Below are 21,481 nucleotides of genomic sequence, written 5' to 3'. Positions count from 1 at the left end.
CAGTTCCGGACATCGCAGTCATGCACTGAGGCACTCTTGACGCGGCGTTGGCGATGAGGGCGGGAATCCGGGCGGCCTCGCACGCGTCGCCCCGGCGGGCAGCCGCCGCAACCCGCCGGTCAACGAAGGGATCACGTTCTCAGTGAGCGCCATCACGGCAGCGTCCGTCATCTTTCTCCCTCCGCTGATCCTGGCGTTGGTCGCGCTGAGCCTCTGGAAGACGGGGCGCGGCCTGGCCGCCCGCGGATGGGAACGCCCCGGGTGGTGGGTCTTCCCCGCGGTCGTGCTGGCCAGCGCGGGTTGCGTCACCTGGTACATCGGCGTCTTCTCCGGCGGTTTCGACCCCGAGGAGACCTGCCGGGAACGCGGCGTTCGTTACGACAACGCCTACCGGACGGAACACGCGCGCGAGCCGTCGCAGTGGTTCCCCCTGCGCAACAAGTGCCACGCCGGCCACGACCTGGTCCCCGCCTTCGTCAACCCGACGCTCGTCGCCGTCGCCGTGCTGCTCCCCGGCTGCGCCGCAGGGGCCGCTGCGGCGCACGCCACCGTAAGGAAGAAGCACGCGACACAGCATTGACCGGCACCGGCACCGGCACCGGCACCGGCACCGCGAGATGCCTGTCGAGGTGGACGGACACGGGCATGCAGCCCGCCGAGTCACTGCTGGGTTTCGCCGTGCGGTGACCGGCCGGGCGCCGTGCGCAGATGCGCGCGGGTGCCCTGCGGGCCGAACAGGATGAGCAGCTCGACCGTGCCACCGTCCGCGCTGCCGAGCCAGTGCGGCAGGTGGGTGTCGAACTCGGCCGCCTCGCCGGGCGACAACGTCAGGTCCCGGTCCCCGAGCAGCAGCCGCAGGCGCCCGCTGAGCACATACAGCCACTCGAAGCCCTCGTGGGTCTGCGGGGTGGGTTCGAGCGGTTCCGGCCGGGCAGGAATGATCATCTTGAAGGACTGCGTGCCGCCCGGCCGCCGGGACAGCGGAATGAAGATCATCCCGAACCGCCGGATCGGCTTCAGATGGATGCGGGGATCACCGGTGCGCGGTGCACCGACGAGGTCGTCCAGCGGAACGTTGTAGGTGCTGGCCAGCGGCAGCAGCAGCTCCAGAGTCGCCCGGCGCTGCCCGTTCTCCAGCCGGGACAGCGTGCTCTCCGACACGCCGGTCACCGCCGCGAGGTCCGCGAGGGTGATCCCTCGTTCGCGACGCAGAGCCCTCAGCCGGGGCCCCACGGAGCCGAGTACCTCGTCCGAGTCACCACTCACGGGACCATCTTGCCGGAACCGCAAGATTCCGTGCCAGGTCGCGCGGTGCGGTCAAGACTGGGACGCCCCGGCAGAAGGACCTGAGGAGGCCCCGATGAGCACCATCGACGCGGACACGTTCTGGGACGGCGTCCACGCGGCCCGGCCACCGGCCGGGGATCCGCGGCCCAACGTCCGGCTCACCGAGTCCGTCACGGGTCTGCCGCCCGGCGACGCACTGGACCTCGGCTGCGGCGACGGCGGCGATGCTCTGTGGCTCGCCCACCAGGGGTGGCGCGTCACCGCCGTCGACGTCTCGGCCGTGGCGGTCGACCGGCTCACCGGCCTCGCCCGCTCCCGCGCACTGGGCCACCGGATCACCGCCGCGCGGCACGACCTGGGGGAATCCTTCCCGCAGGGCACGTTCGACCTCATCTGTGCCCACTACCTGCACACACCCTTCGACCTGGACCGGGCGACCGTCCTGCGCACCGCCGCGCACGCGCTGCGCGGGGGTGGGCGGCTGCTGGTCGTCGACCACGGCTCGACCGCTCCGTGGTCGTGGGACCAGGACCCCGATGTCCGGTACCCGACGCCGCAGGAGGTCGCCGCGGGCATCGGCCTGGACCCGGCGACCTGGACGGTCGAGCGGGCCGCCACGACCCGCCGGACCGCGACCGGACCGGGCGGGCGCACCGCCGAGGTCACCGACCACGTCCTGATCATCCGCCGCACCGCCTGAACCGGCGCGGTTCCCGTGAGGAGGCACGATGTCCACCGTCCCCAGCCGCAGACGCCACGGCGACACCCCGCCGCCCCGGACCGGCAACAGCGAGAGCGAGGTGCTGCGCGGCTTCCTCGGCTACCTCCGGAACTCGGTCTCCGCGAAAGTCGAGGGCGCCCCCGAACCGGAGGTCCGCACCGCCGGAGTGCCGTCCGGCACGAACCTGCTCGGCCTGCTCAACCACCTCACCTTCGTCGAGCGGGCGACCTTCCTCGGCGAGCGGGTCACTGACTGGCAGGCGACCTTCCACGCCGCACCCACGGACACCGTGGCCGACGTCACCGCCCGCTACCGCAGGGCCGTCGCACAGGCGGACGACGTGCTCGACGGGTGCCCCGACCTCGGCGCACCGCTGCCCCGCGCCCGGCCGAACAGCCCCGCGCCCAGCGTCCGCTGGGCACTCACCCACCTGATCGAGGAGACCGGCCGCCACGCCGGCCACGCGGACATCCTCCGCGAACTCATCGACGGCTCCACCGGACGCTGACCTCCACATCCCTGCCGGGAAACAGCCCGGAGCGACGGGTTGCCAAGCTCCCCACCACCTTCACCGACCTGGCCACACATCACCTTGACTGCACGTCACTCCGGCCGACGGTGATGAACGCCATCGTGGATTGCTGCCTATCGGTGAGGGTTGTGGTGAGAGGACGGCTCGAAGCCGCCGGCGGACGGAGCGGATCAGTGCGTGAACGCGAATGTGGCCGCCTCGGGCAGGAACGTCGTGTCGCCGTCGTTCGCCGTGGCCAGCACCGACACGTACCACGTTCCCTCCGGTAGCTCGTCCACCTCCTGCTTCGCCACCTCCAGCTCGTAGGTGCAGTGCGATGTCTCGTCCGAGGTGCTGCGGCAGGTGGCCTCGTCCACGAGCTGAAGCTCCTCCTCGGTCGGGTCGAGCCCCCCACTCGCCGGCCACGCGATGACGTGGAGGCTGAGGATCCCCGAGTCGTCACGCACGTCCGCGGTGTACGTGAACTCCCCCGCGCCGTCCTCGGACGGAGCGAGGTAGCGGGCCGACCCGTTCGCCACGGTCGGCTCGGTGGTGGTCGAGGCCATCACGAAGCCGCCGGCAGCGATGGCACCGACGGTGACGACGCCGAAGAGGGACGGGACGAGAACGTGCTTGAACATGAGTGACCCCCGGGCCGGTTGAAGAGCTGATCTGTCGAGAAGCGTGAGAAGCCGGTGGTCGGCCGCTTTCTCGATGCGATCGAGCCTATGGTCGGGGGCACACCGCGATCCTCACGCTGCGGAATGATTGCCGTGTCGAACCGCGGGTGCAGCATCTGTAACCCAGGTAAGAGAACCGGTTCCGCCTTCAGGCGGAGGAACCCCGCTCACCTGCAGCCATAGCCTTTTCCTGTGATGACTCGAAGCGACGACCGGTTGCTCCCGCTCCTGGTGCTCTGCGCCCAGGCCGCGGCGTGGCCGGGGGCGGACCTGATCCGCGGGATCGTCCCGGCCGGCACCGCGCTTCTCGTGGCGGCGCTCGTCGCCGGACTGGTGACGGCTGCGCTCTCGCTGCGCCGTTCGAAGCCGGTGACCGTCCTCGTCCTGATTGCCGCCGCCTGTGCGCTGGGGGCCGGGCCGTTGCCCCCCGGGGCGGTGGCGGTCCTGGGAACAGCGGGCGTCGCGCTGGCTCTCTTCACCGTGGCGTGCGAACGCGACACCTTCACCGCCCTGCTGTGCCTGGGAGCACTCGCCACCTGGCAGTTTCTGCACAACCTCAGCCTGCACGGGCTCAGTGACCGGAACGGACTCGACCTCGTCCTGACAGTCGTGCTGTACGCCGCCGCGTCTGCCGCCGGACTCCTGGTGCGGCGAGCCCGTCGTGCGCGACAGGCTTCCGAACACCTGCTGAAACGAGCCGAGACCGAGCGCCACCGGCTCCCCGCGGCCGAACGGCGCCGCATGGAAAGGGAACTGCACGACGTCAGCGCCCACCATCTGACGGCCGTGGTGGTCACGGCGGGTGCGGCGCTGGGGCTGCGCGACCGTCGTCCCGAACTGGCCGGTGAAGCGCTCCGGTTCGCTGCCGAGACCGGCCGGGAGGTCACCCGGGCGCTCGGCGCGGTGCGGGCGCCGACGCCCTCCCGGGAAGAAATGCCGTCGCCCAGGGAACGGCTGCTGGGTCTGGTCACCGGGTTCTCCCAGTTGGGACAGCGGGTGGAGAGCGAGATCGACCCGCTGCCGAACGGCGCCGTCGCGGACGCGGCGTACGGCATCGTGCGCGAGTCACTGACCAACGTGGCGCGGCACGCACCCGGTGCGCCCACGACCGTGAGATGCCGGTACGGCGATGCCCGCACGGAGGTCGTGGTCACGAGCGGGGCACCACCGGCCGGATCGGCGGCGCACGCCGCAAACCTCGGCTCAGGACGCGGCCAGGGCTTCCTGCGGTCGCGGGCCCGGGAAGCGGGTGGCACCCTGACGAGCGGTCCGACCGAGGAGGGCGGCTGGGAGGTGCGTGCGGTCCTCCCCGGCCGGACCGCCGCCGCCTCGGTGGAGCGGTCCGTTCCGTGGAACTACCGCCTCGCGCAGGTGACGGCCGCTGCCGGCCTCGTCCTGCAACCCCTGCTTCCCGTGCTGGTCATCCGGGCGGATGCCGCCTCGAGCGAGCAGCAGGTGTCGGCAGGCATGCTCTTCGCCCTGCTGGCCGCGGCACAGGCGCTCGCGCTGCTGTGGCAGCGCCGGGCACCCGCTGCCACCCAGGCAGCCGTGTTGGGGCTGGCGCTGCTCTGGCCGGTGGCAATGGTCATGGGCGAGTACACCGGCTGGGTACTCCTGCCGCCCTTGCTGAGCATGATCGCCACCTGCGCTGCGGTCTCCTCCGCCGCGGTCCGCACGGCCACCACCGGCCCTCTCGACGCCGTCCCGCTCGACACCGAGAGCCGTCCGCGCGTGCCGCTGTGGGCCGGCCCGGTGGTGGCCGTGGTGGTACACGCGGCGGCCACCACAGCTGCCGTCCTGCACCGGGGCACGACCGTCCCCCTCTGGGCACTGATCGCGGGGGCGACGGCCCAGGCGGCCATGGTGATCGGCGCGGCATGGTGGGGCGGAGCCCTGCGCGGGCGCCGCGGCCGGGCCGCCCGCACCTCACAGGCCAGGCACCTCGCGGCCTGGACCGAGGAGGCCGTGCGGGACGCCTGGGCGGAGCGGCGCCGGATCGCCACCGGGCTGGAGACCACTGTGCTGGCGCGCACTGCCGACATGGTCGCGCAGGCCGAGGCGGGCCGGCTCGAAGCGGTCGCCGAACGCGCCCGCGAAGCCCTCGCCGCGATGCGGGCCCTGCTCGACACCGTCCGTGACGCGGAGACGACGCCCGCGCTGCGTCCGCAACCCACCCTGCAGGCCCTCGACCTCCTCGCCCACCAGATCCGGGCCACGGGCCGCGACGTCGAGATACTACTGACCGACCGCATACCGAGACGGCTGCCCACCACCGTGGACCTGGCTGCCTACCATGCCTGCGAAACGGTACTCGCGGCCGGCGACGAGCCCGTCGTCATGGAGCTCGACGCGGACGAAGCCGCCTTGACGATCACGGCGACCGGTGTGCCGGACCCCGTCCGGCCCGCCCTCTGTCAGCAACTCGCGGTGCGGGCCGCGGTGATCGGCGGAACTGCCACCACCAGCCCAACGGCCCGGGGCCAGGTGCGCATCCGGCTGCCGCTGACCGCGCCGGCTGTGCGCCAGGACGACGAAGAGGAACAACGATGAGCCTCAACGTGCTGGTCGTCGACGACCAAGGCATCGTACGGGCGGGGTTCGCCGCCGTGATCGACGCCGAGGAGGACATGACGGTGGTCGGCGAGGCCGCCGACGGTGCCGAAGCGGTACGGCTCGCCGAGGAACTGGCCCCCGACGTCGTCCTCATGGACGTCCGCATGCCCGGACTCGACGGAATCGCCGCCACGCGGATCATCACCGGACGCCCCCACGCACCCCGCGTCCTGGTGCTGACCACCTTCGACCTCGACGCGTACGTGTTCGACGCACTGCGTGCCGGCGCTTCCGGTTTCCTCCTCAAGGACGTCCACCCCGGTGAACTGCTCGACGGCATCCGCGTAGTGGCCGTCGGTGAAAGCGTCCTCGCCCCGTCCGCGACCCGCCGGCTCATCGGACACTACGCGTCCGGACCAGGCACCGGCCTTCCGAGCAGCAGCACCCCCCGCGAGCTGAACAGCCTGACCACCCGCGAACACAGCGTCCTCACCCTGATCGCCGCCGGGCTCACCAACCCGGAGATCGCCGAACACCTCGGCATCACCATCGGCACCGTGAAATCCCATGTCAACGCGCTGCTCCGCAAGCTCGGACTACGCGACCGGGTGCAGGCGACGATCCTCGCCTACGACCTCGGACTCGCCCACCCGAACCCGCCCCACTCCCCCGCCTGACCAGGCGCCGGCCACCACGTTCGCCGCATGCAGCAGCCGCTCCACGGCCACCATCACCCGGGAGTCCCACCATGAACGGTCCAGGCCCTTCCCTCCTCCGCCGAGTCCGCCGCAATCTCGGCGACATCACCGCCCTCATCTACCTCATCGTCTGCGCCCTCCTGCTCGGGTGGGCACTGGTGGTCGCCTCCGACGAATCCATGGGAGGTGTCATCCCGCTCCTCGCCACCGCCCCGGCCAGCATCGTGCTGCTGGTCGCCCTGCCCGAGGGCATCGCGACGTTCTTCGTCTCCATCATTTTCGGAGCACTGATCAACGCCCTGGTCATAGGCTGGTGCGCCCGCGCACTGCGCCGCGGCGCGTGACCCGATCGCCGCGCGCGTTCCGGCTCCGCAGGTCCCGGACCCGAGGGTCCGGGACCTGCGGAGCCGTCGCATCCGACCGCCACGTTCCGGGTGACCGGCGGTGGGGTGGTGAGGGGTGGCCACCACTCCGAAGCCGGGTGCGTTGCATTGCCCGGTGGGCGCATGGGGCTGCTGTTCCCGGACGGACAGTGGTGCCTGCCGCTACCCGGCGTAGGTCTCGTACTCGGCGACCCTCGGTGTGCCGGACGCGCTGATGATCTCAAAGGTGATCTTGCGCAGTGAGGTCTGGGGGAAAGTGATGACGCCCGCCCCGCTGCCGGAGGTCAGGACAGCGCCGGTGTCGTGGTTGATGACCCTCCAGGAACCGATGGTCCCCACGGAGCCTGCCGCCTCCCGGATGTTGATCCTGGAAACCGTGGTGGCCGAGCCCCACTTGATCGAGATGGACCCTGTCGAGCCGTTCGGTGACCAGTAGCTGTTCATGTCACCGTCCCGCACATCGCCGTAGCTCGTCCCACTGGCCTTGCTGGAGCCGTCGGAGCCGGCGCCGATGCTGAGGTTGTTCCCGCTGGGCGGAGTCGGCCCCGGCGGGGGGTCGGTCGGAGCCGGTGTCTGCGGGGAGCAGGCGCCGTCCGACACCTGCAGGCCCTTGTTGGCGCCTGCTGTCTGACGCACGATGTTCGGCACGCAGTCGGCACGGTCCAGGCTGTAGGAGTACGGGATGTTGACGCTGGTGTTGGACTGCGGGTTGGGACCGGCGGGGTTGTTGTCGCCGCTGCGGCTGGACCAGGTCACATTGTCGAAGGTGTTGCCGCTGACCTGCCAGTAGCCGGCCGCGCTGGTGTAGAAGGTGCCCAGCACGTCCTTGGAGTCCTTGAAGTGGTTGTTGTCCACCCTGGCACGGGCTCCGGCCCGGGAGTTGATGCCGGACATGCGGATGTTCACGAAGGAGTTGTTGTAGACGTGGGCTATGCCGCCACGCAGCAGGGGCACGCGGGAGTCGATGTTCTCGTACAGGTTGTGGTGGTACGTGATGAAGCCGTTCGAGAGGTCGCTCTCACTGGACCCGACGAGACCACCGCGGCCGGAGTTGCGCAGGATGCTGTAGGAGAGGGTCACGTACCGGGTGTTGTTCTTCAGGTCGAAGAGGCCGTCGTATCCCTCCGACTCCCCGCCGGATGCCTCCAGGGTGACGTGATCGACCCAGACGTTGCGGACATCCATCTCCATGCCGATGGCGTCACCACCGTTGGACGTGGGCGAGCCGGACTTCTTGACGTTCCGGACGGTCACGTTCTGGATGATGATGTTGTTGGCTTCCCGCACGTGGATGCCCAGCTGGTCGAAGAGGGCGCCGCGGCCGACGCCGACGAGCGTGACATTGCTGATCTGCTTGAGCTCGATCTTGTCGTCAGCGGTGTTGCAGCTGCCGCCGGACACCTTGCTGGTGTTGCCGTGGTTGATGGTCCCCTCGACCTCGATGATGATCGGGGTGCTGCTGCTGGCCCGGCTGCACAGCGCCGCATGGATCGCGGTACCCGTGGTGGCCCGCACGGTCTGCCCGCCCGCGCCGCCGGTGGTCCCGCCGTTCTGGGTCGCGTAGCCGGTGACGCCGCCGGTCGCTGCTGATGCCTTGGGCGTCGCCATGTACACACCGCCCGCGATCGCCAGAGCCATGATGGCCAGCGCCGCACAGAGTCGCATTGCGACTGTTTGTCTCATCCTCGCATCGCCTTTCGTCTTTCGTCTTTGCACGCTTGGGTGTTGCTGCTGCCGTGTCGTGGTCTCCCGGTCGTCCGGCGGACCACCGGGACGGCCGTTCCGTCACCGGCGCCGGCCCGTGCATCCCGGGCGGCGCCGGCCCGTGCATCCCGGGACGCTCGTCGAGCGTGCCCCGGGGCGGTGAACGAGCCGCAGCCGTTCGGCCGGTGAGGGTGCCTCGGGCGCGAGCCGGGTAGCCGGTCCGGGCCACGTGACCGCGGTGACGCACCTGTCTGCGCATGGACATGCGGAATCCTCCTGCCGGCGGAGGTGAGTACGGATCGAGGGGTGGGGGGCACCTCGCTCCTCCGGCATGGACCCATTACTGCAACCGCTTGCATGGGGAGCTGGCAACAGCGTTGTCTCTTGTCCGTACCCTGTCAAGACATGCAGCAGTTTCACGGCGTTCACCGAGCAGAAATGAGCGGCCTGACGACAACCGCTTGCACCTACCGGCCGCATGTCGCTCCACCTGCGGGCGAGGCGAGGCCGGGGAATGCACAGGGGCCTGTTCGACGGCCGGGGGCTCGTGTCGACGCGGTGAGGGCAGCGAGAGCGAGGAGGGTGGGCGATATACCCGAGCCCGTGAGGACAGCCCCGGAGGCCGGAGTTCTCCCTCCGCTCGCAGGACAGACCGGCGGCGTCCCGGCGAGGTACTGCTGGAACCTGCTGCCCCACAGCGTCACGCTTGACCCCACTACCTCACCCGTATCTGCCTCACCCTCACTTACGTAAATACGGCCGTATTACCTGAGAACCATCCGGCTGGTGTAGTAACATCCCGCGCATGCCGTGGATAGTTGTCATTCTCGCTGTGATAGGTGCTCTACTGGTCGTGGCAGTCGGTGCACTCGCGGGTTTCCTTCTCTATGCCCGAGGCCGGATGCGTCGAGGCTTCAAGCTGCAGCACTCGCAGCGGGAAGGGTTCCCGGAATGGGCCTCGGCGCGTGGCTTCACTTACGCCGAACTGGAGGGGGCGTCGACCGAGGAGGTGGCCGAGCACCTGCCGGTCGACGAGCTGGTCAGGCTCATGCCGATCCGCGACTTCATCGGGCCGGGAGCCACAATCACGCACCTGTGCGGCGGAATGATCAGAGGTCACGAGACGCACGTGTTCCAGTTCGCCGTGGTCGCCAATTTTCTCCAGCCGGGCGCCCTGCCCTCCGCGATATTCACCGTAGCTGCCGCGCGCCTGCCGGAGCCGACTGATTCCGCAACGGAAGAACACATCAGCGGAGATAGCCGCCGCACCCCGATCATTCACCGGCACAAGGGTTGGGTGACGTGCTACATCACGGCCCCGTTCACCCTGGAAAGCGCGAATACCGTTTGTGACGACCTGGCGGAACACCTCGACCATGCCGGCAGCAAACCCTGAGTCAACGTGATCTCCGGGAATCCCCCTACCGCGCACCGACCCGCCGACCCGGCCTGCCACGCGCGCGAGCAGGGCTCGGCAGGATGCGGGAAGCCTCTCGGCGGGGAAGGAGCCGGCCGCGTTCTCGCCCACGCGGAGAAGGCCCTTCGCCGCCGCCGCACCAGCCGTCCGGCGGGCGGACGCGATCTGCTCAGCGCGTACGGGCCCCACCCGGCTCTCCGAAGCCTCCCACTGCGATCCGACCCACCCCTTCGTCGCCGCGACGGAGCCTTCTGCCCCTCCCCCTTGCCGGAGACTCAGCGTTGAGCACCTTCACACCCCCCGCCCCGCCGTCCTACGCGGAGGCTTCTCCGCGCGTGCGCGCGGCAAAGCTCGTCACGGACGTGCTCGCACCTGCCAACCTGGTGATCGTTCTGCTTCTCGTCGTGGGCTGGCACAGCACCCACAGCGTCACCGGAGCCGGCTGGGGTCTGCTCGCCGCGTTCTTCTGCGGTGTCCTCCCGATCACCATCGTGCAGCTGGGCGTGCGGCGCGGGCGCCTGACGGACAAGCACATCCGTATCCGCAGGCAGCGCATCCTGCCGCTCGGCGCCAGCCTGCTCTCCGTCGTGGTGGGTATCGCACTCCTTCATGCGCTCCAGGCACCCCGTGATGTCAGCGCCCTCCTCATCGCCATGCTCGTCGGTCTCGCATCGACCCTGCTGGTCACGGTGTGGTGGCAGGTGTCGGTGCACAACACGGTCGCGGGCGGTACCGTCATGATCCTCATGCTGGTCTTCGGGTGGCCGGCCTCCCCCTCCGCGGTGATCGTCCTGCTGATCGGCTGGTCCCGGCGGGTACTGAAGGCGCACACCCTCGCGCAGCTCGTGTGCGGAACAGCCCTCGGCGCCGTCGCCGCTGCCGTGTTCACCTTCCTGCGCTGACCGAAGGCCCCGGCCTGCCGGGCGGCCCACCCGGATACGGCCCGCACCACCGGTGAGCAGTACACGCCGGGGCAGGCCATGGCACCCGTGGGCCCAGCCCATCGCCACGTCCCTATGGTGCAGCACGTTGCGGGACGGGACCGTCGTGGGAGCGGATGCCGATGAGGTCGCCTTCCTCCAGCGGCGGACGCACTCGGTCTTCAGGGTGTACAGCGCGCCCCGAGCGGCCGGCGCCCTCCGTCCAGCTCGACCACCTCGCTCTGCGCCCCGGCGACCGCCCCGTCCTTCTCCACAGAAGTTGGGCCTCAAGTACCGGAAAGCCCACGTGAACGGTGCCCGGCCGTCGGCCCGGGGCGCAGTAGGTCGAACCGGACGTCGCGCCACAAGGCGCGAAGGCCGGACGCGTCGCCGGCGGTCAGGTGGTCGCCGGGGACGGTCCAGGACTTGACTGGCGTGGTGTCGGCGGTGACCGCCGGCCAACCCGGTTCACCGGTGGCCGAAAAGCCGGCCCAGGAGTGGAGCATGCGGCGGGACAGGGCGCGGTCGTGGTCGTCAGGGGCACCGCCGATGAGGAAGTCGGCGCCGATAGCGTCCAGGTTGCCGAAGGCGAAGGGGATGTCCGCGGTGTGCCAGGGCCTTGCCTCTCCGCGCCTGCGGGCGAAGCGGGCCAGGTACGCCCGGCCGCCGGCCCTCGCGTGGTGCTCGGCGAGGCGGGTGGTGTACTCGCCGAAATGCGCGTCGCTGAAGATCGCGAGGTAGCGGTCGAGTACCGGGGCGCCCGGCATCAACGCACGGTAGCCGTCGACCAGGTGGACCGGGAGGTGCAGGGCTTCGGTGAAGTCCGCCAGTTCCGCTTCGGTGGTGACCTCTCGTACGGCTCCCACCGTGTGGAGGAACCAGTATTCCTCCAGCGTGTGGCACACCAGCAGGTCTACCTCCCGCGCCGCCCCGGAGGCGAGCGCGCGGAGCGGGTCCGCGGGCAGTACCTGGCCATCGACGACAGGTTGGAAGATCACGGGGTCAAAGGCGTGAATCGCCGCCACGGGGTCGGTCCCGCAGCTCGCGGTGGCCTTGTCGGAGGCGGCCACCAGCGCCTCGGGCGGCACGGACCGCAGTCCGTCCGCCGTCGGGGCAACCCCACCCTCCGCCGCGATCCGCTCGGTGACCGCCACGGCGAGTTCGACCGTGCAGAAGGCATTGGGCACGCTGTGGGCAATGGCCCGCTGGAACAGCCCCCGTGTCTGCTCCATGGCCATCAGGCAGGTCACCGAGCCTCCTCCGGAGGAGTGCCCGGCGACGGTGACGTTCCCGGGATCGCCGCCGAAGGCCGCGACGTTCTCCCGGACCCAGCGCAGCGCGGCGGCCTGGTCCAGCAGCCCGCGGTTGTCCGGAAACCCCGATACATGGCCGAAGCCCTCGAAGCCCACCCGGTAGTTGCAGCTGACCACGGCCAATCCGGCGCGGGCCAGGGCTGTTCCGTCGAAGTCGGGCTGGGCGGAGGAGCCGAAGGTGTAGGCGCCACCGTGGATCCAGAAGAACACTGGCAGCGCGCCGCCGTCCGCACGCTCGGGCACCCACACATTGACGGTGAGGATGTCCTCGTCGCCGGGGCGCCATACCGGCGCTCCGGGCAGCTCCGCCGACTGCGGGGCGATGGGGCCGAAGGCCGTGCCGTCCCGGACCTCGCCCCAGGACGGCGCCGGCTGTGGCTCCCGGAACCGGCGGGCGCCGAAAGGCGCGGCTGCGTAAGGGATACCAAGCACAGCGATGACGCCGTCGCCGGCTCCTCTGCCCCGCACACGGCCGCTCGTTGTCCGAAAGGCTGCTTCAGCACCGCATGGTTGCTCACTCATCGCGTCTCACTCTCATCATCAACACGCAACCGTGCCAACAAATTTGGCCTCCGCCAGAGACACCACAACGGGCAGATCACATGGACGATGCCCCTCACTCGCAAGGTCCTCGCTCACGTCCCTCCTGTCGAGAAGCACAGCGGTGCACACAAGCAACAGCAGCTCGGCAAGGAGCCGCCCACTTCCTCCTGGGGCGTCGCAGCCGCCTCCTCTTCGATGCCTGGGCTCGCGTACGTCGATGTGGAGCAGCTTGAGCAGGTTGGCGGTGACGACCCTGTAGGCGTTACCCAGACGCAGGACCGTGCACGGGTACCGGCCACGCTTGGCAAGGTCGTACTCCTACCTCCGATCAAGGCGCACCGCCGCAGAGTCACCCCACTCAATAACAAGAGTTTTGTTAATATGCCTCCATGGCTACCACCCACTCCCCCGCTGCCGGCGAAGGTCCCGTCCGCCCGGTCTCCGTCTCCCTCCACGAGGGCACCATCGCGGCACTCAAGGCACGCACCGGCAAGCGCGGCATGTCCGCCTACGTCGAAGCCCTCATCCAGCGCCAGCTGGAGCGCGACCGGCTGCGCGAACTCATCGAAGACGCGGAATCCGAACACGGCCCAGTCGACCAGGCAGCGATCGATGCCAAGCGAGCACTCCTGCGCGGCGACGCGGCCAGCTCGGCGGACGCAGCGTGAGTGGCACCCTCGTCCTGGACTGCGAAGGCCTGGCCAAGCTCGTACGACGCACACCCGAACTCACCGAATGGCTAGCCGCCGCCGAGGCCGAGGACATCCGCGTCATCCTCAGCTCCGTCACCCTCGTCGAAGCCCGCGACCCCAAGACCAACGAGGCCCGCTTCGACTACGCCGTCTCGCGCGTCAACATCGTCCCGCCCACCGAGACCATCGCCCGCCACGCGAGCAAACTGCTTGCCTCAGCCGGCCTGCACGGCCACAAGTACGCCCTCGACGCCCTCGTGGCCGCCACCGCACTCACCTCACCCGGCCCGGTAACCGTCTTGACCTCCGATCCCGAGGACCTCCTGATGCTGTGCGGCCCCGGCATCCGCGTGGTGAAAATCTGAACCGCGCCGCACCTCGTGGCCGAGATGTCTGCTCCGACAACATCCCTCTTCGTCATGACGCGAGGCAACAGCCTCAGTCCGTCTCGCTGAGTTCTTCGGTCCCGCCGAGAAGAACGCAGCTCAGCGCCAGCTTCGCTGAAAACTTCTTAACCAGTACGACGGTACGCGCGCGGTGCGACACCGCGCGCGTACCCCGCCGCACCCGCTCCGGTTGGATGCGCTCCCCTGGACTTGCTGGCATCAGCGGGACTGCAGAAATGATGCCTTGTCAGGGCGCGAGAAAGGGAAAAGCCAGGTCAGATGGGGTCTGACCTGGCCTTTGGGGGAGCCGCCTAGGGGAGTCGAACCCCTGACCTACGCATTACGAGTGCGTCGCTCTGGCCGACTGAGCTAAGGCGGCGGATGCTTTGCCAGCGTGGCAGGCGCAGCGCGGACAAGTCTACACAGATTCGAGGGGTGCCCCGCACGGGGTCGGAAGCGGACCCGGTGCGGGGCAGCGCGGGGCCGCTTTCAGTCGCAGGTGGTGCCGTCCTCGGGGGTGACGCCGTCGAGGAGGTAGGTGCCGACGGCGGCGTCGATGCAGGGGCTGGCGTTGTAGGCGCCGTGGCCGTCGCCCTCGTAGGTGAGGAGGACGCCGGACTCGAGCTGTTCGGCGAGGCCGACGGACCAGGCGTAGGGGGTGGCGGGGTCCCGGGTGGTGCCGATGACCAGGATGTCCGCCGCGCCCTCGGCCTCGATGCTGCGCGGGCCGCCGACCGGTTCGACGGGCCAGGCGGCGCAGAGCAGGGTGGCCCAGGCGAAGTCCCGGCCGAAGGTGGGGGACGCCTCCTCGAAGGAGGCGAGTTCCCCGCGCACGTCCTGCGGGGTGTCCAGGGCGGCCGGGTTGTCCAGGCAGCTGATGGCCGGGAACGCGAACATGATCGAGCCGTAGGAGCCGTCCTCCTCGCGGTCGTGGTACGCGTCGGAGAGCGCGAGGAGCTGGGTGCCGTCGCTGTCGTCGAGGGCGGCGGTCAGGGCCACGCGGAGGTTCTGCCACAGGTGCGGGGAGTACATGGCCTGCGCGACGCCGCTGGTGGCCAGGGACTCGGTCAGCGGCCGGTCGTCCTTGGTGGGCAGCGGGTTCTCGTCGAGTTGCTCGAAGAGGGCGCGCAGCCGTTCGGACGCCTCGTCCGGGCCGTCGTGCCCGAGCGGGCAGGCGGGCTGCCCGGCGCAGTCCTCGGCGAAGGAACGGAAGGCGGTCTCGAAGCCGCCGGCCTGCTCGCGGTCGGTCTCCAGGGTGGTCAGCCGGGGGTCGATGCCGGCGTCCAGGACGAGCCGGCCGACGCGGGAGGGGAAGAGACCGGCGTAGGTCGCGCCCAGGTAGGTGCCGTAGGAGGCTCCGTAGAAGTGGAGTTGCTCGTCGCCGAGGAGGGCGCGCAGCAGGTCGAGGTCACGGGCGGACTCGACGGTGGAGATGTGCTCCAGGAGCGGGCCGGAGCGTTCCTGGCAGCTCTGGGCGAACTCCTCGAAGGCGGTGACGAGTTCCTCGATCTCCCGGTCGTTGTCGGGGGTCCGGTCGACCTGGGTGAACTCGTCCATCTCCTCATCCGTCAGGCACTCCACGGGCTCGCTGCGGCCGGTGCCGCGCGGGTCCATGGCGACCATGTCGTAGCGCGCCCGCACCTCCTGGGGGAATCCGGTGCCCGCGTAGCCCTGGAGGTAGTCGATGGCGGAGGCGCCCGGGCCACCGGGGTTGACCAGCAGGGAGCCGATCCGCTCGCCGGGGGTGGTGGCGCGCACCCTGGCCACCGCCAGCTGGACGTCCTCCGCGGGCTGCACGTCGTCGTAGTCGAGAGGGGCGGCCAGGGTGGCGCACTGGAACCCGGCCACTCCGCAGTCCCGCCAGCTCAGGCGCTGCTCGTAGTACGGCTGGAGGTCCTCGTTGATGTCCTCCGGCAGCGCCTCCAGCACGGGCAGGACGGTGGAGGCCGTCCGATCGGAGGGGCTGCGGAGGTCGTCCGGCCGGTCCCGGGTGTCGGTGCTGCAGCCGGAGAGCAGCAGGCCGGCGGCTGCGAAGGCGACAACGGTGCGGCGGAACGGTCGTGCGGTGCGCATGGGTCCCCAGGGGCGGCAGTGGTGACGGATCCCTGGAGGCTAGCGGAAAGCGGGCGGCTATCCCGCACGCAGCGCCATGGTCATCGCCTCGATGGCCAGCAAAGGAGCGACATTGCGGTCCAATGCGGTGCGGCAGGCCAGGATGGCCTCCATGCGGCGGAGGGTTTGCTCCGGCCGGGAGCCGGCCGCCACGCGCTCCACGGCTTCGGCGCTGTGGCCGCCGGCGAAGGCCACGGTCGCACCGAGTTGCCGGGCGAGGACGTCCCGGTAAAAGCTCGTCAGGTCGGTGAGTGCCAGGTCGAGCGCGTCGCGCTGGGCGCGGGTGGAGCGGCGTTTCTGTTTGTCCTCGAGGTCTTTCATGGCCCCGGCGGTGCCGCGCGGCATCCGGCGGCCGTCCCCTCCGCCGAGGGCGGCGCGCAGCTCCTCGGTCTCCCGTTCGTCGTACTCCTCGGCCAGCTGTTTGGCGTCCTCGGTGGCGACGTCCATCAGCTCCTGGGCGGCGCGCAGGCAGCCGCCGATGTCGGAGACCCGCTCGGGGAGGAGGAGGACGGCGTCCCGGCGGGCCCGGGCACGTTCGTCGGTGGCGAGCCGCTTGGCGCGGCCGATGTGGCCCTGGGTGGCGCGGGCCGCCGCGGCGGCGACCTCGGGGTCGACGCCGTCGCGCCGGACGAGGATGTCGGCGACCGCGGAGACCGGCGGGGTGCGGAGGGAGAGGTGACGGCAGCGGGAGCGGATGGTGGGCAGCACGTCCTCGGTGGACGGTGCGCAGAGCAGCCAGACGGTGCGGGGCGCGGGCTCCTCGACGGCCTTGAGCAGGACGTTGCCGGCGCCTTCGGTGAGCCGGTCGGAGTCCTCCAGGACGATGACCTGCCAGCGTCCGACGGCCGGGGAGAGCTGGGCCCGCCGCACGAGGTCACGGGTTTCCTTGACGCCGATGGTCAGCAGGTCGGTGCGGATGACCTGGACGTCGGCGTGGGTGCCGATCAGAGCGGTGTGGCAGCCGTCGCAGAAGCCGCAGCCGGGCACGCCCCCGAGTGCGCGGTCGGGGCTGACGCACTGCAGGGCGGCGGCGAAGGCCCGGGCGGCGGTGGACCGGCCGGAGCCCGGCGGCCCGGTGAAGAGCCAGGCGTGGGTCATGGCGGAGCCGCTGAGCGCGGGTTCGGCGCCGGCGTGGACGGCGGTGATGTACTGGTCGGCGTCCCGCGCGGCGGCGCTGAGCTGCGTGACCACCCGGTCCTGCCCCACCAGGTCGTCCCAGACGGCCATCCGCCCCTCCTTCCGTCGCGCGCGTGCGGTCCATTCTGCGGCACGCGGCCGACAGTCCTTGCCGCGGTGGGCCGTGCCTCGGTGGGCTGCGGGTCCGGCCGCTCCAGGGGTGGGCGGGTGGGTGGTGCGCGACAGCCCAGAAGTTGTGCACAGGCTGTGCACAACTTCTGGGCCCGAGTGCGGATCAGGGCAGCCGGGCTGCGGTGGACGGTGGCCCGGCGGCCGGGACGGCGGGCAGCGGGGGCTGGCGGGGTGGCGCGGAGGGGACGGGACCGGGGGCCGGCCCGTCCGGGAGGATGTTGTCGCGGATGACGACTCCGGGCGCGCGGCCCCCGGAGAGGTCGGCGATGCCGAGGCGGTTTCCGCTTCCGTGGTTCTCCCGCACCGTCAGCCCGTGGGAAGCGTGGCCGAGGGCGATACCGCGGGCGTTGCGCTCGGTCAGGTTGTCCCGCACCACGGTGTGGCAGGGCGCGCAGTGCTCGAGGTGGATCCCGGCGTGCGAGTGCCCGGAGGCGTAGCTGTGCTCGATCACTCCGCGCCGGGTGTGGGTGGCCCGGACGCCGTGCCGCGCGTTGTCGTGAACGGTCAGGTAGGAGGCCCGGTAGCCGAGCAGCGGCCGTCCGGGGGTGCCGGTGAAGCGGACACCGGCCGCGGTGTGGCCACGGACGGTCAGGTTCTCCACGGTCACCTCATCGGCGGTCACGGTGACGCCGGCCCTCCGCTGCGACTGGCCGTCGATGACGACACTGTTGCGGTCCGTGCCGCGGAGCACGATCCGGGGGGTGCGGACCACGACGTCCTCCCGGTAGACGCCTTCGGCGATGAGCACCAGGTCGCCGGGGACGGCCGCGTCCACCGCCTGTTGCAGGGTCGCCGCGTCCTCGGGCACGGCGATGGTCGCCTGGTGGCCGGGCGGGCCGGGCCGGGCCTCGTTCGGCTCCGGGCTCAGGGCGCCGCAGCCGGTCACCGTAGTGGTCATCAGCACGGCGGCGAGGAGAGCGACGACAGCAGAGGGTGACAGTTCCATGACGGACAGCTGTATCGGTAGTCGGACAGGAACACCAACCGATGTCACCGTGGTGCGCGGTCCGCAACACTCGGACGGCCTCCTCGGCGGGGGCCGGCCGGGACGCGACGAAGGCCTCCGGCCGGCGGGGCTGCCCGGAGGCGGCCCGGCCGGCCGGAGGCCTTCAAGCGTGCGGCATGCCGGTACGGCGGCCCGGCGCCGCCGGGCGGCACCGGGCCGTCGGACTCAGCGCCGGCGGGCTCCGCCGGAGCCGCCCCGGCCTTCGTCCGAATCGGCGTCCGAGCCGGAGTCGGCGTCACTCCGGTCGGTCTCCCGCGGCCCCAGCAGCTCATCGGCCAGGGTGGGGAGATCGTCCAGCGGGGTCTCCTCCGCCCACTCGGGACGGGAACGGGGCCGCCGGACCTCCTCCTCGCTCACCTGAGGCAGCGGCGCAGTCTCGGACACCCCGGCACCACCGACCTGCGGCAGCACCGTGGTCTCGTCGTCGTCCGGCCCGGGGGCCACCTGCGCCCTGGGCAGCACCGCGGTCTCATCGTTGGGCGAGACCTTCGGCCGGTCGTCCTGGACCTTGGGGATCCGCACGGTGTCCGGAGCCGGATCGGCCGACGCCGGCGGCGGGGCCGGTGCGGCCGGCGGGGCCTGCTTCTTCGCCGCCTCCGCGGCGAGCCGGGCCTCCTCCGCGCGCAGCAGTGCCTCCTCGGCCTTCCGCTGCTTCTCCTTGCGGCGCTCCTCGGCCTGGGCCCGCAGCCGGGCCTCCTCCTCCGCCTCGCGCCGGCGGCGGTCCTCCTCCTCGCGTCGGAGCCGTTCCTCGGCCTCCCGGCGCCTGCGCTCCGCCTCGGCCTTCCGGCGGGCCTCCTCCGCCTGCTTGCGGGCCTCCTCGGCCTGCCGTGCCTCCTCCGCGCGGCGGGCCTCCTCGGCCTCGCGGCGCTTGCGCTCCTGCTCCTCGGCCCGGAGCCGGGCCAGCTGCTCCTGGCGCTCGCGCTCCCGCCGCTCCTCCTCTTCCTTCCGCTGGCGCTCTTCCTCGGCTTTCCGCCGGGCCTCCTCCTCAGCCTTGCGCCGGGCTTCCTCCCGGGCCCGCACCTCGGCCTCGGAGAGCGGCAGCACCTGGTCCAGGCGGTGCCGGGCGGCGGTGGTGACGGACTCCGGGTCCTGCCCGGCGTCGATCACCAGGTAGCGCGCCGGGTCGGCGGCGGCCAGCGCGAGGAATCCGGCACGCACCCGCTGGTGGAACTCCGAGGGCTCCGACTCCAGGCGGTCCGGCGCCTCGGTGAACCGCTCGCGGGCCGTCTCCGGGGACACGTCGAGCAGCACGGTCAGATGCGGCACCAGGCCGTCGGTGGCCCAGCGGGAGATCCGGGCGATCTCGGTCGGCGCCAGGTCCCGGCCCGCGCCCTGGTAGGCGACGGAGGAGTCGACGTACCGGTCGGAGATGACGACCGAGCCGCGCTTCAGGGCCGGGAGGATCACCGAGTCGACGTGCTCGGCCCGGTCGGCCGCGTACATCAGGGCCTCGGCCCGGTGCGAGAGCCCGGCGGAGGAGACGTCCAGCAGGATGGACCGCAGCCGCTGGCCTATGGCGGTGGCACCGGGCTCGCGGGTGATCACCACCTCGTGGCCCTTGCTGCGGATCCACTCGGCGAGCGCTTCGACCTGGGTGGACTTGCCGGCCCCGTCACCGCCCTCGACAGCGATGAAGAAACCACTGGCCGCTGTTGCCTGCGCGGGCCGGCTGTCGCGCACCGCCGCGGTCAGGTCCTTCAGCAGCGGGACGCCGCGCCGGTCGTCGGTGCCGCGCAGCAGCAGCGCGGCCACCGGCAGCAGCAGCGCACCGATGATCATCAGGGTGTAGGCGGCGCCCCCGTGATCGATGGCGAAGTCGCCGCGCTCGACCCGCTGCGGGCCGATCAGGGCGGCCAGGAGCGGGGCGGCGATCACGGCGAAGGGGATGACGAGGCGCAGCACCGCGTGCAGGTGCTGCGTGAGCCGCGGACGGCGGAACTCCTCGGTCTCCTGGTCCAGCAGGACGTGCCCGGTGCGGGCCGCGATGCCGGCCGTGAGACCGGTGGCGAACGCGCACAGCAGGACGGTGGCCGGGTCGGAGATCAGGCCGGTGCCGAACAGGCCGAGGCCGGTGGCCGCGACCGCCAGGGCGAGCAGCCGCCGCCGGGACAGTGCGGGCAGCACCCGGTGGGCCCAGCGGATACCGGCGGTCACGCCTCCGGTGAGGGCCAGCACCAGCAGGCCGAAGTACACCGGGCCGCCGAAGAGGTCACCGGTGTGGAGCACAGCCAGCGCGGCGGCGGCGGCGATGCCGGCGGCCGGTGCGGCGCAGCCGAGGACGAGGACCGGGACCGCTCCGGTGCGGCCCTTGTCGGGGGTGGTCCCGGCGGACGGGCGGCGCAGCCCTTCCAGCGGGGAGCGCGGGCCCGGGGTGTCGGTGTCGGGCAGTTCGAGGAAGTACAGCACCGATACGGAGGCCGCGAAGAAGCCCGCGGCGACGTAGGAGCCCAGGGCCGCCTGGTGGGTGCCGAACCAGCCGATGCCGGTGGCCAGCAAGTTGTTGACCAGGGACACCACCACCAGAGCGGCGGCCGCGAGGGGCAGGGCGACGAAGGTGCTGCGCAGCCACAGCCGCCGCAGCGCCCCGTGGTGGTCGGGCAGCGGCCGGACGGCGGCGCCCTCCGGGGGCGGAGGCGGCAGCAGGGCGGGGGCCGCGCTGTCCCTGGCGACGGTCCAGAGCCGCTCGGCGATCCCGATGAGGAAGACGCTGAGCAGCACGTAGAGGAACGCGGCGCCGGGCACCCAGTCGATCCACAGGGGCGCGGCGATCAGCACGGCGACCCGGAGGCCGTCCGCGCCGATCATCGTCCACCGGCGGTCGAGCGGGCCGGAGGCGGCGACCAGCTTGGCGACCGGTCCGAGCACCAGCAGGCCCACGAGGGAGCCGGCGGCCAGCCGGACGGCGAGCGCCACCGCGACGGCCACGGCCGCGCCTCGGTAGCCGCCGCCGAACACGGCGTCCGACGGCACACCGCCGGGCGGGACGTACAGGGCGGCCTGCACCGCGAGGAGGAGCAGGACCAGCATGGCGAGCGCGTCACCGATACTGCCGGTGAACTGGGCCTCCCACAGGCGTCGCAGCGCCGGTACGCGCAGAAGTGCGCGGGTTGCCCGGCGGCGGGAGTCCGCGGCGAGTGCCTCGTCGGTGGCGTCGCAGGCGGGGTCAACAGCCTCGTGTTGCTCTGCTCGCGTCATGTCGGCCAGCGTAACCGTCACCGATGACCCGCGAACCACCTCCCCGAACATT

18 protein-coding genes and 1 tRNA gene are annotated in these 21,481 nt (G+C 71.4%); 10 read left to right on the top strand and 9 right to left on the bottom strand.

Annotated features, from left to right (window positions below; translation table 11 throughout):
* The first annotated feature begins 142 nt into the window (after positions 1 to 142).
* On the top strand, positions 143 to 580 hold the full coding sequence (locus PJ985_RS03105; protein WP_271681909.1) for a hypothetical protein: 438 nt from the start codon (positions 143 to 145) through the stop codon (positions 578 to 580).
* Positions 581 to 660: 80 nt separating this feature from the next.
* Here PJ985_RS03105 and PJ985_RS03100 read toward each other — a convergent pair whose 3' ends face one another.
* The gene (locus PJ985_RS03100) at positions 661 to 1,266 is read right to left on the bottom strand and encodes a helix-turn-helix domain-containing protein (RefSeq protein WP_271681908.1); all 606 of its coding nucleotides are present in this window, start codon (positions 1,264 to 1,266) and stop codon (positions 661 to 663) included.
* A 94-nt stretch (positions 1,267 to 1,360) separates the two neighbouring features.
* Between PJ985_RS03100 and PJ985_RS03095 the strand changes: the two genes are divergently transcribed.
* Together PJ985_RS03095 and PJ985_RS03090 are read left to right on the top strand one after the other, a co-directional pair.
* Positions 1,361 to 1,987, top strand: a complete 627-nt coding sequence (locus PJ985_RS03095; protein WP_271681907.1) for a class I SAM-dependent methyltransferase — start codon at positions 1,361 to 1,363, stop codon at positions 1,985 to 1,987.
* A 28-nt stretch (positions 1,988 to 2,015) separates the two neighbouring features.
* Positions 2,016 to 2,516 carry a DinB family protein gene (locus PJ985_RS03090; RefSeq protein ID WP_271681906.1) on the top strand — a complete coding sequence of 167 codons (501 nt, stop codon included), beginning with the start codon at positions 2,016 to 2,018 and terminating at the stop codon, positions 2,514 to 2,516.
* A gap of 194 nt (positions 2,517 to 2,710) precedes the next feature.
* Here PJ985_RS03090 and PJ985_RS03085 read toward each other — a convergent pair whose 3' ends face one another.
* Entirely contained in the window at positions 2,711 to 3,160 is a 450-nt protein-coding gene (locus PJ985_RS03085; RefSeq protein ID WP_271681905.1) for a DUF5707 domain-containing protein, read from the bottom strand.
* Positions 3,161 to 3,394: 234 nt separating this feature from the next.
* Here PJ985_RS03085 and PJ985_RS03080 point away from each other — a divergent pair, with 234 nt between their 5' ends.
* The 3 genes from PJ985_RS03080 (at position 3,395) to PJ985_RS03070 (ending at position 6,794) form a co-directional block, all read left to right on the top strand.
* Positions 3,395 to 5,749 carry a sensor histidine kinase gene (locus PJ985_RS03080; protein WP_271682079.1) on the top strand — a complete coding sequence of 785 codons (2,355 nt, stop codon included), beginning with the start codon at positions 3,395 to 3,397 and terminating at the stop codon, positions 5,747 to 5,749.
* The gene (locus tag PJ985_RS03075; protein WP_271681904.1) at positions 5,746 to 6,429 is read left to right on the top strand and encodes a response regulator; all 684 of its coding nucleotides are present in this window, start codon (positions 5,746 to 5,748) and stop codon (positions 6,427 to 6,429) included. The genes PJ985_RS03080 and PJ985_RS03075 overlap by 4 nt, the downstream gene beginning before the upstream one ends.
* A 71-nt stretch (positions 6,430 to 6,500) precedes the next feature.
* Positions 6,501 to 6,794, top strand: coding sequence for an SCO4225 family membrane protein (locus PJ985_RS03070; protein ID WP_271681903.1), 294 nt, complete (start codon positions 6,501 to 6,503; stop codon positions 6,792 to 6,794).
* Positions 6,795 to 6,995: 201 nt separating this feature from the next.
* Here the strand turns inward: PJ985_RS03070 and PJ985_RS03065 are convergent, their stop codons facing one another.
* The gene (locus PJ985_RS03065; RefSeq protein WP_271681902.1) at positions 6,996 to 8,516 is read right to left on the bottom strand and encodes a pectate lyase family protein; all 1,521 of its coding nucleotides are present in this window, start codon (positions 8,514 to 8,516) and stop codon (positions 6,996 to 6,998) included.
* A gap of 826 nt (positions 8,517 to 9,342) precedes the next feature.
* Here PJ985_RS03065 and PJ985_RS03060 point away from each other — a divergent pair.
* Together PJ985_RS03060 and PJ985_RS03055 are read left to right on the top strand one after the other, a co-directional pair.
* On the top strand, positions 9,343 to 9,933 hold the full coding sequence (locus tag PJ985_RS03060) for a hypothetical protein (protein ID WP_271681901.1): 591 nt from the start codon (positions 9,343 to 9,345) through the stop codon (positions 9,931 to 9,933).
* Positions 9,934 to 10,235: 302 nt separating this feature from the next.
* Positions 10,236 to 10,856 (top strand): hypothetical protein, encoded by a 621-nt coding sequence (locus tag PJ985_RS03055; protein ID WP_271681900.1) that lies wholly within the window; start codon positions 10,236 to 10,238, stop codon positions 10,854 to 10,856.
* 305 nt (positions 10,857 to 11,161) lie between these two features.
* Here PJ985_RS03055 and PJ985_RS03050 read toward each other — a convergent pair whose 3' ends face one another.
* Positions 11,162 to 12,709, bottom strand: coding sequence for a carboxylesterase/lipase family protein (locus tag PJ985_RS03050; RefSeq protein WP_271681899.1), 1,548 nt, complete (start codon positions 12,707 to 12,709; stop codon positions 11,162 to 11,164).
* 410 nt (positions 12,710 to 13,119) lie between these two features.
* Here PJ985_RS03050 and PJ985_RS03045 point away from each other — a divergent pair, with 410 nt between their 5' ends.
* Complete coding sequence (locus PJ985_RS03045; protein WP_271681898.1) at positions 13,120 to 13,398, top strand: hypothetical protein; 279 nt, start codon at positions 13,120 to 13,122, stop codon at positions 13,396 to 13,398.
* Positions 13,395 to 13,787, top strand: a complete 393-nt coding sequence (locus tag PJ985_RS03040) for a type II toxin-antitoxin system VapC family toxin (protein WP_271681897.1) — start codon at positions 13,395 to 13,397, stop codon at positions 13,785 to 13,787. Before PJ985_RS03045 ends, PJ985_RS03040 begins: the two co-directional genes overlap by 4 nt.
* 326 nt (positions 13,788 to 14,113) lie before the next feature.
* Here the strand turns inward: PJ985_RS03040 and PJ985_RS03035 are convergent.
* From PJ985_RS03035 to tmk, 5 genes are all read right to left on the bottom strand, one after another.
* Positions 14,114 to 14,187 (bottom strand) — tRNA-Thr (locus PJ985_RS03035).
* 110 nt (positions 14,188 to 14,297) lie between these two features.
* Complete coding sequence (locus PJ985_RS03030) at positions 14,298 to 15,881, bottom strand: alpha/beta hydrolase (RefSeq protein WP_271681896.1); 1,584 nt, start codon at positions 15,879 to 15,881, stop codon at positions 14,298 to 14,300.
* Between the two features lie 57 nt (positions 15,882 to 15,938).
* Positions 15,939 to 17,147 (bottom strand): DNA polymerase III subunit delta', encoded by a 1,209-nt coding sequence (locus PJ985_RS03025; RefSeq protein ID WP_271681895.1) that lies wholly within the window; start codon positions 17,145 to 17,147, stop codon positions 15,939 to 15,941.
* Positions 17,148 to 17,331: 184 nt separating this feature from the next.
* Entirely contained in the window at positions 17,332 to 18,174 is an 843-nt protein-coding gene (locus tag PJ985_RS03020) for a right-handed parallel beta-helix repeat-containing protein (protein ID WP_271681894.1), read from the bottom strand.
* Positions 18,175 to 18,399: 225 nt separating this feature from the next.
* Complete coding sequence (gene tmk, locus PJ985_RS03015) at positions 18,400 to 21,429, bottom strand: dTMP kinase (protein WP_271681893.1); 3,030 nt, start codon at positions 21,427 to 21,429, stop codon at positions 18,400 to 18,402.
* Positions 21,430 to 21,481 lie beyond the last annotated feature (52 nt).

This window comes from Streptomyces sp. ACA25 (genome assembly GCF_028200735.1).
Lineage (GTDB): Bacteria > Actinomycetota > Actinomycetes > Streptomycetales > Streptomycetaceae > Streptomyces.
Note: the sequence above shows the minus strand (reverse complement) of the source record. Positions and strands in the feature narration are given on the sequence as shown.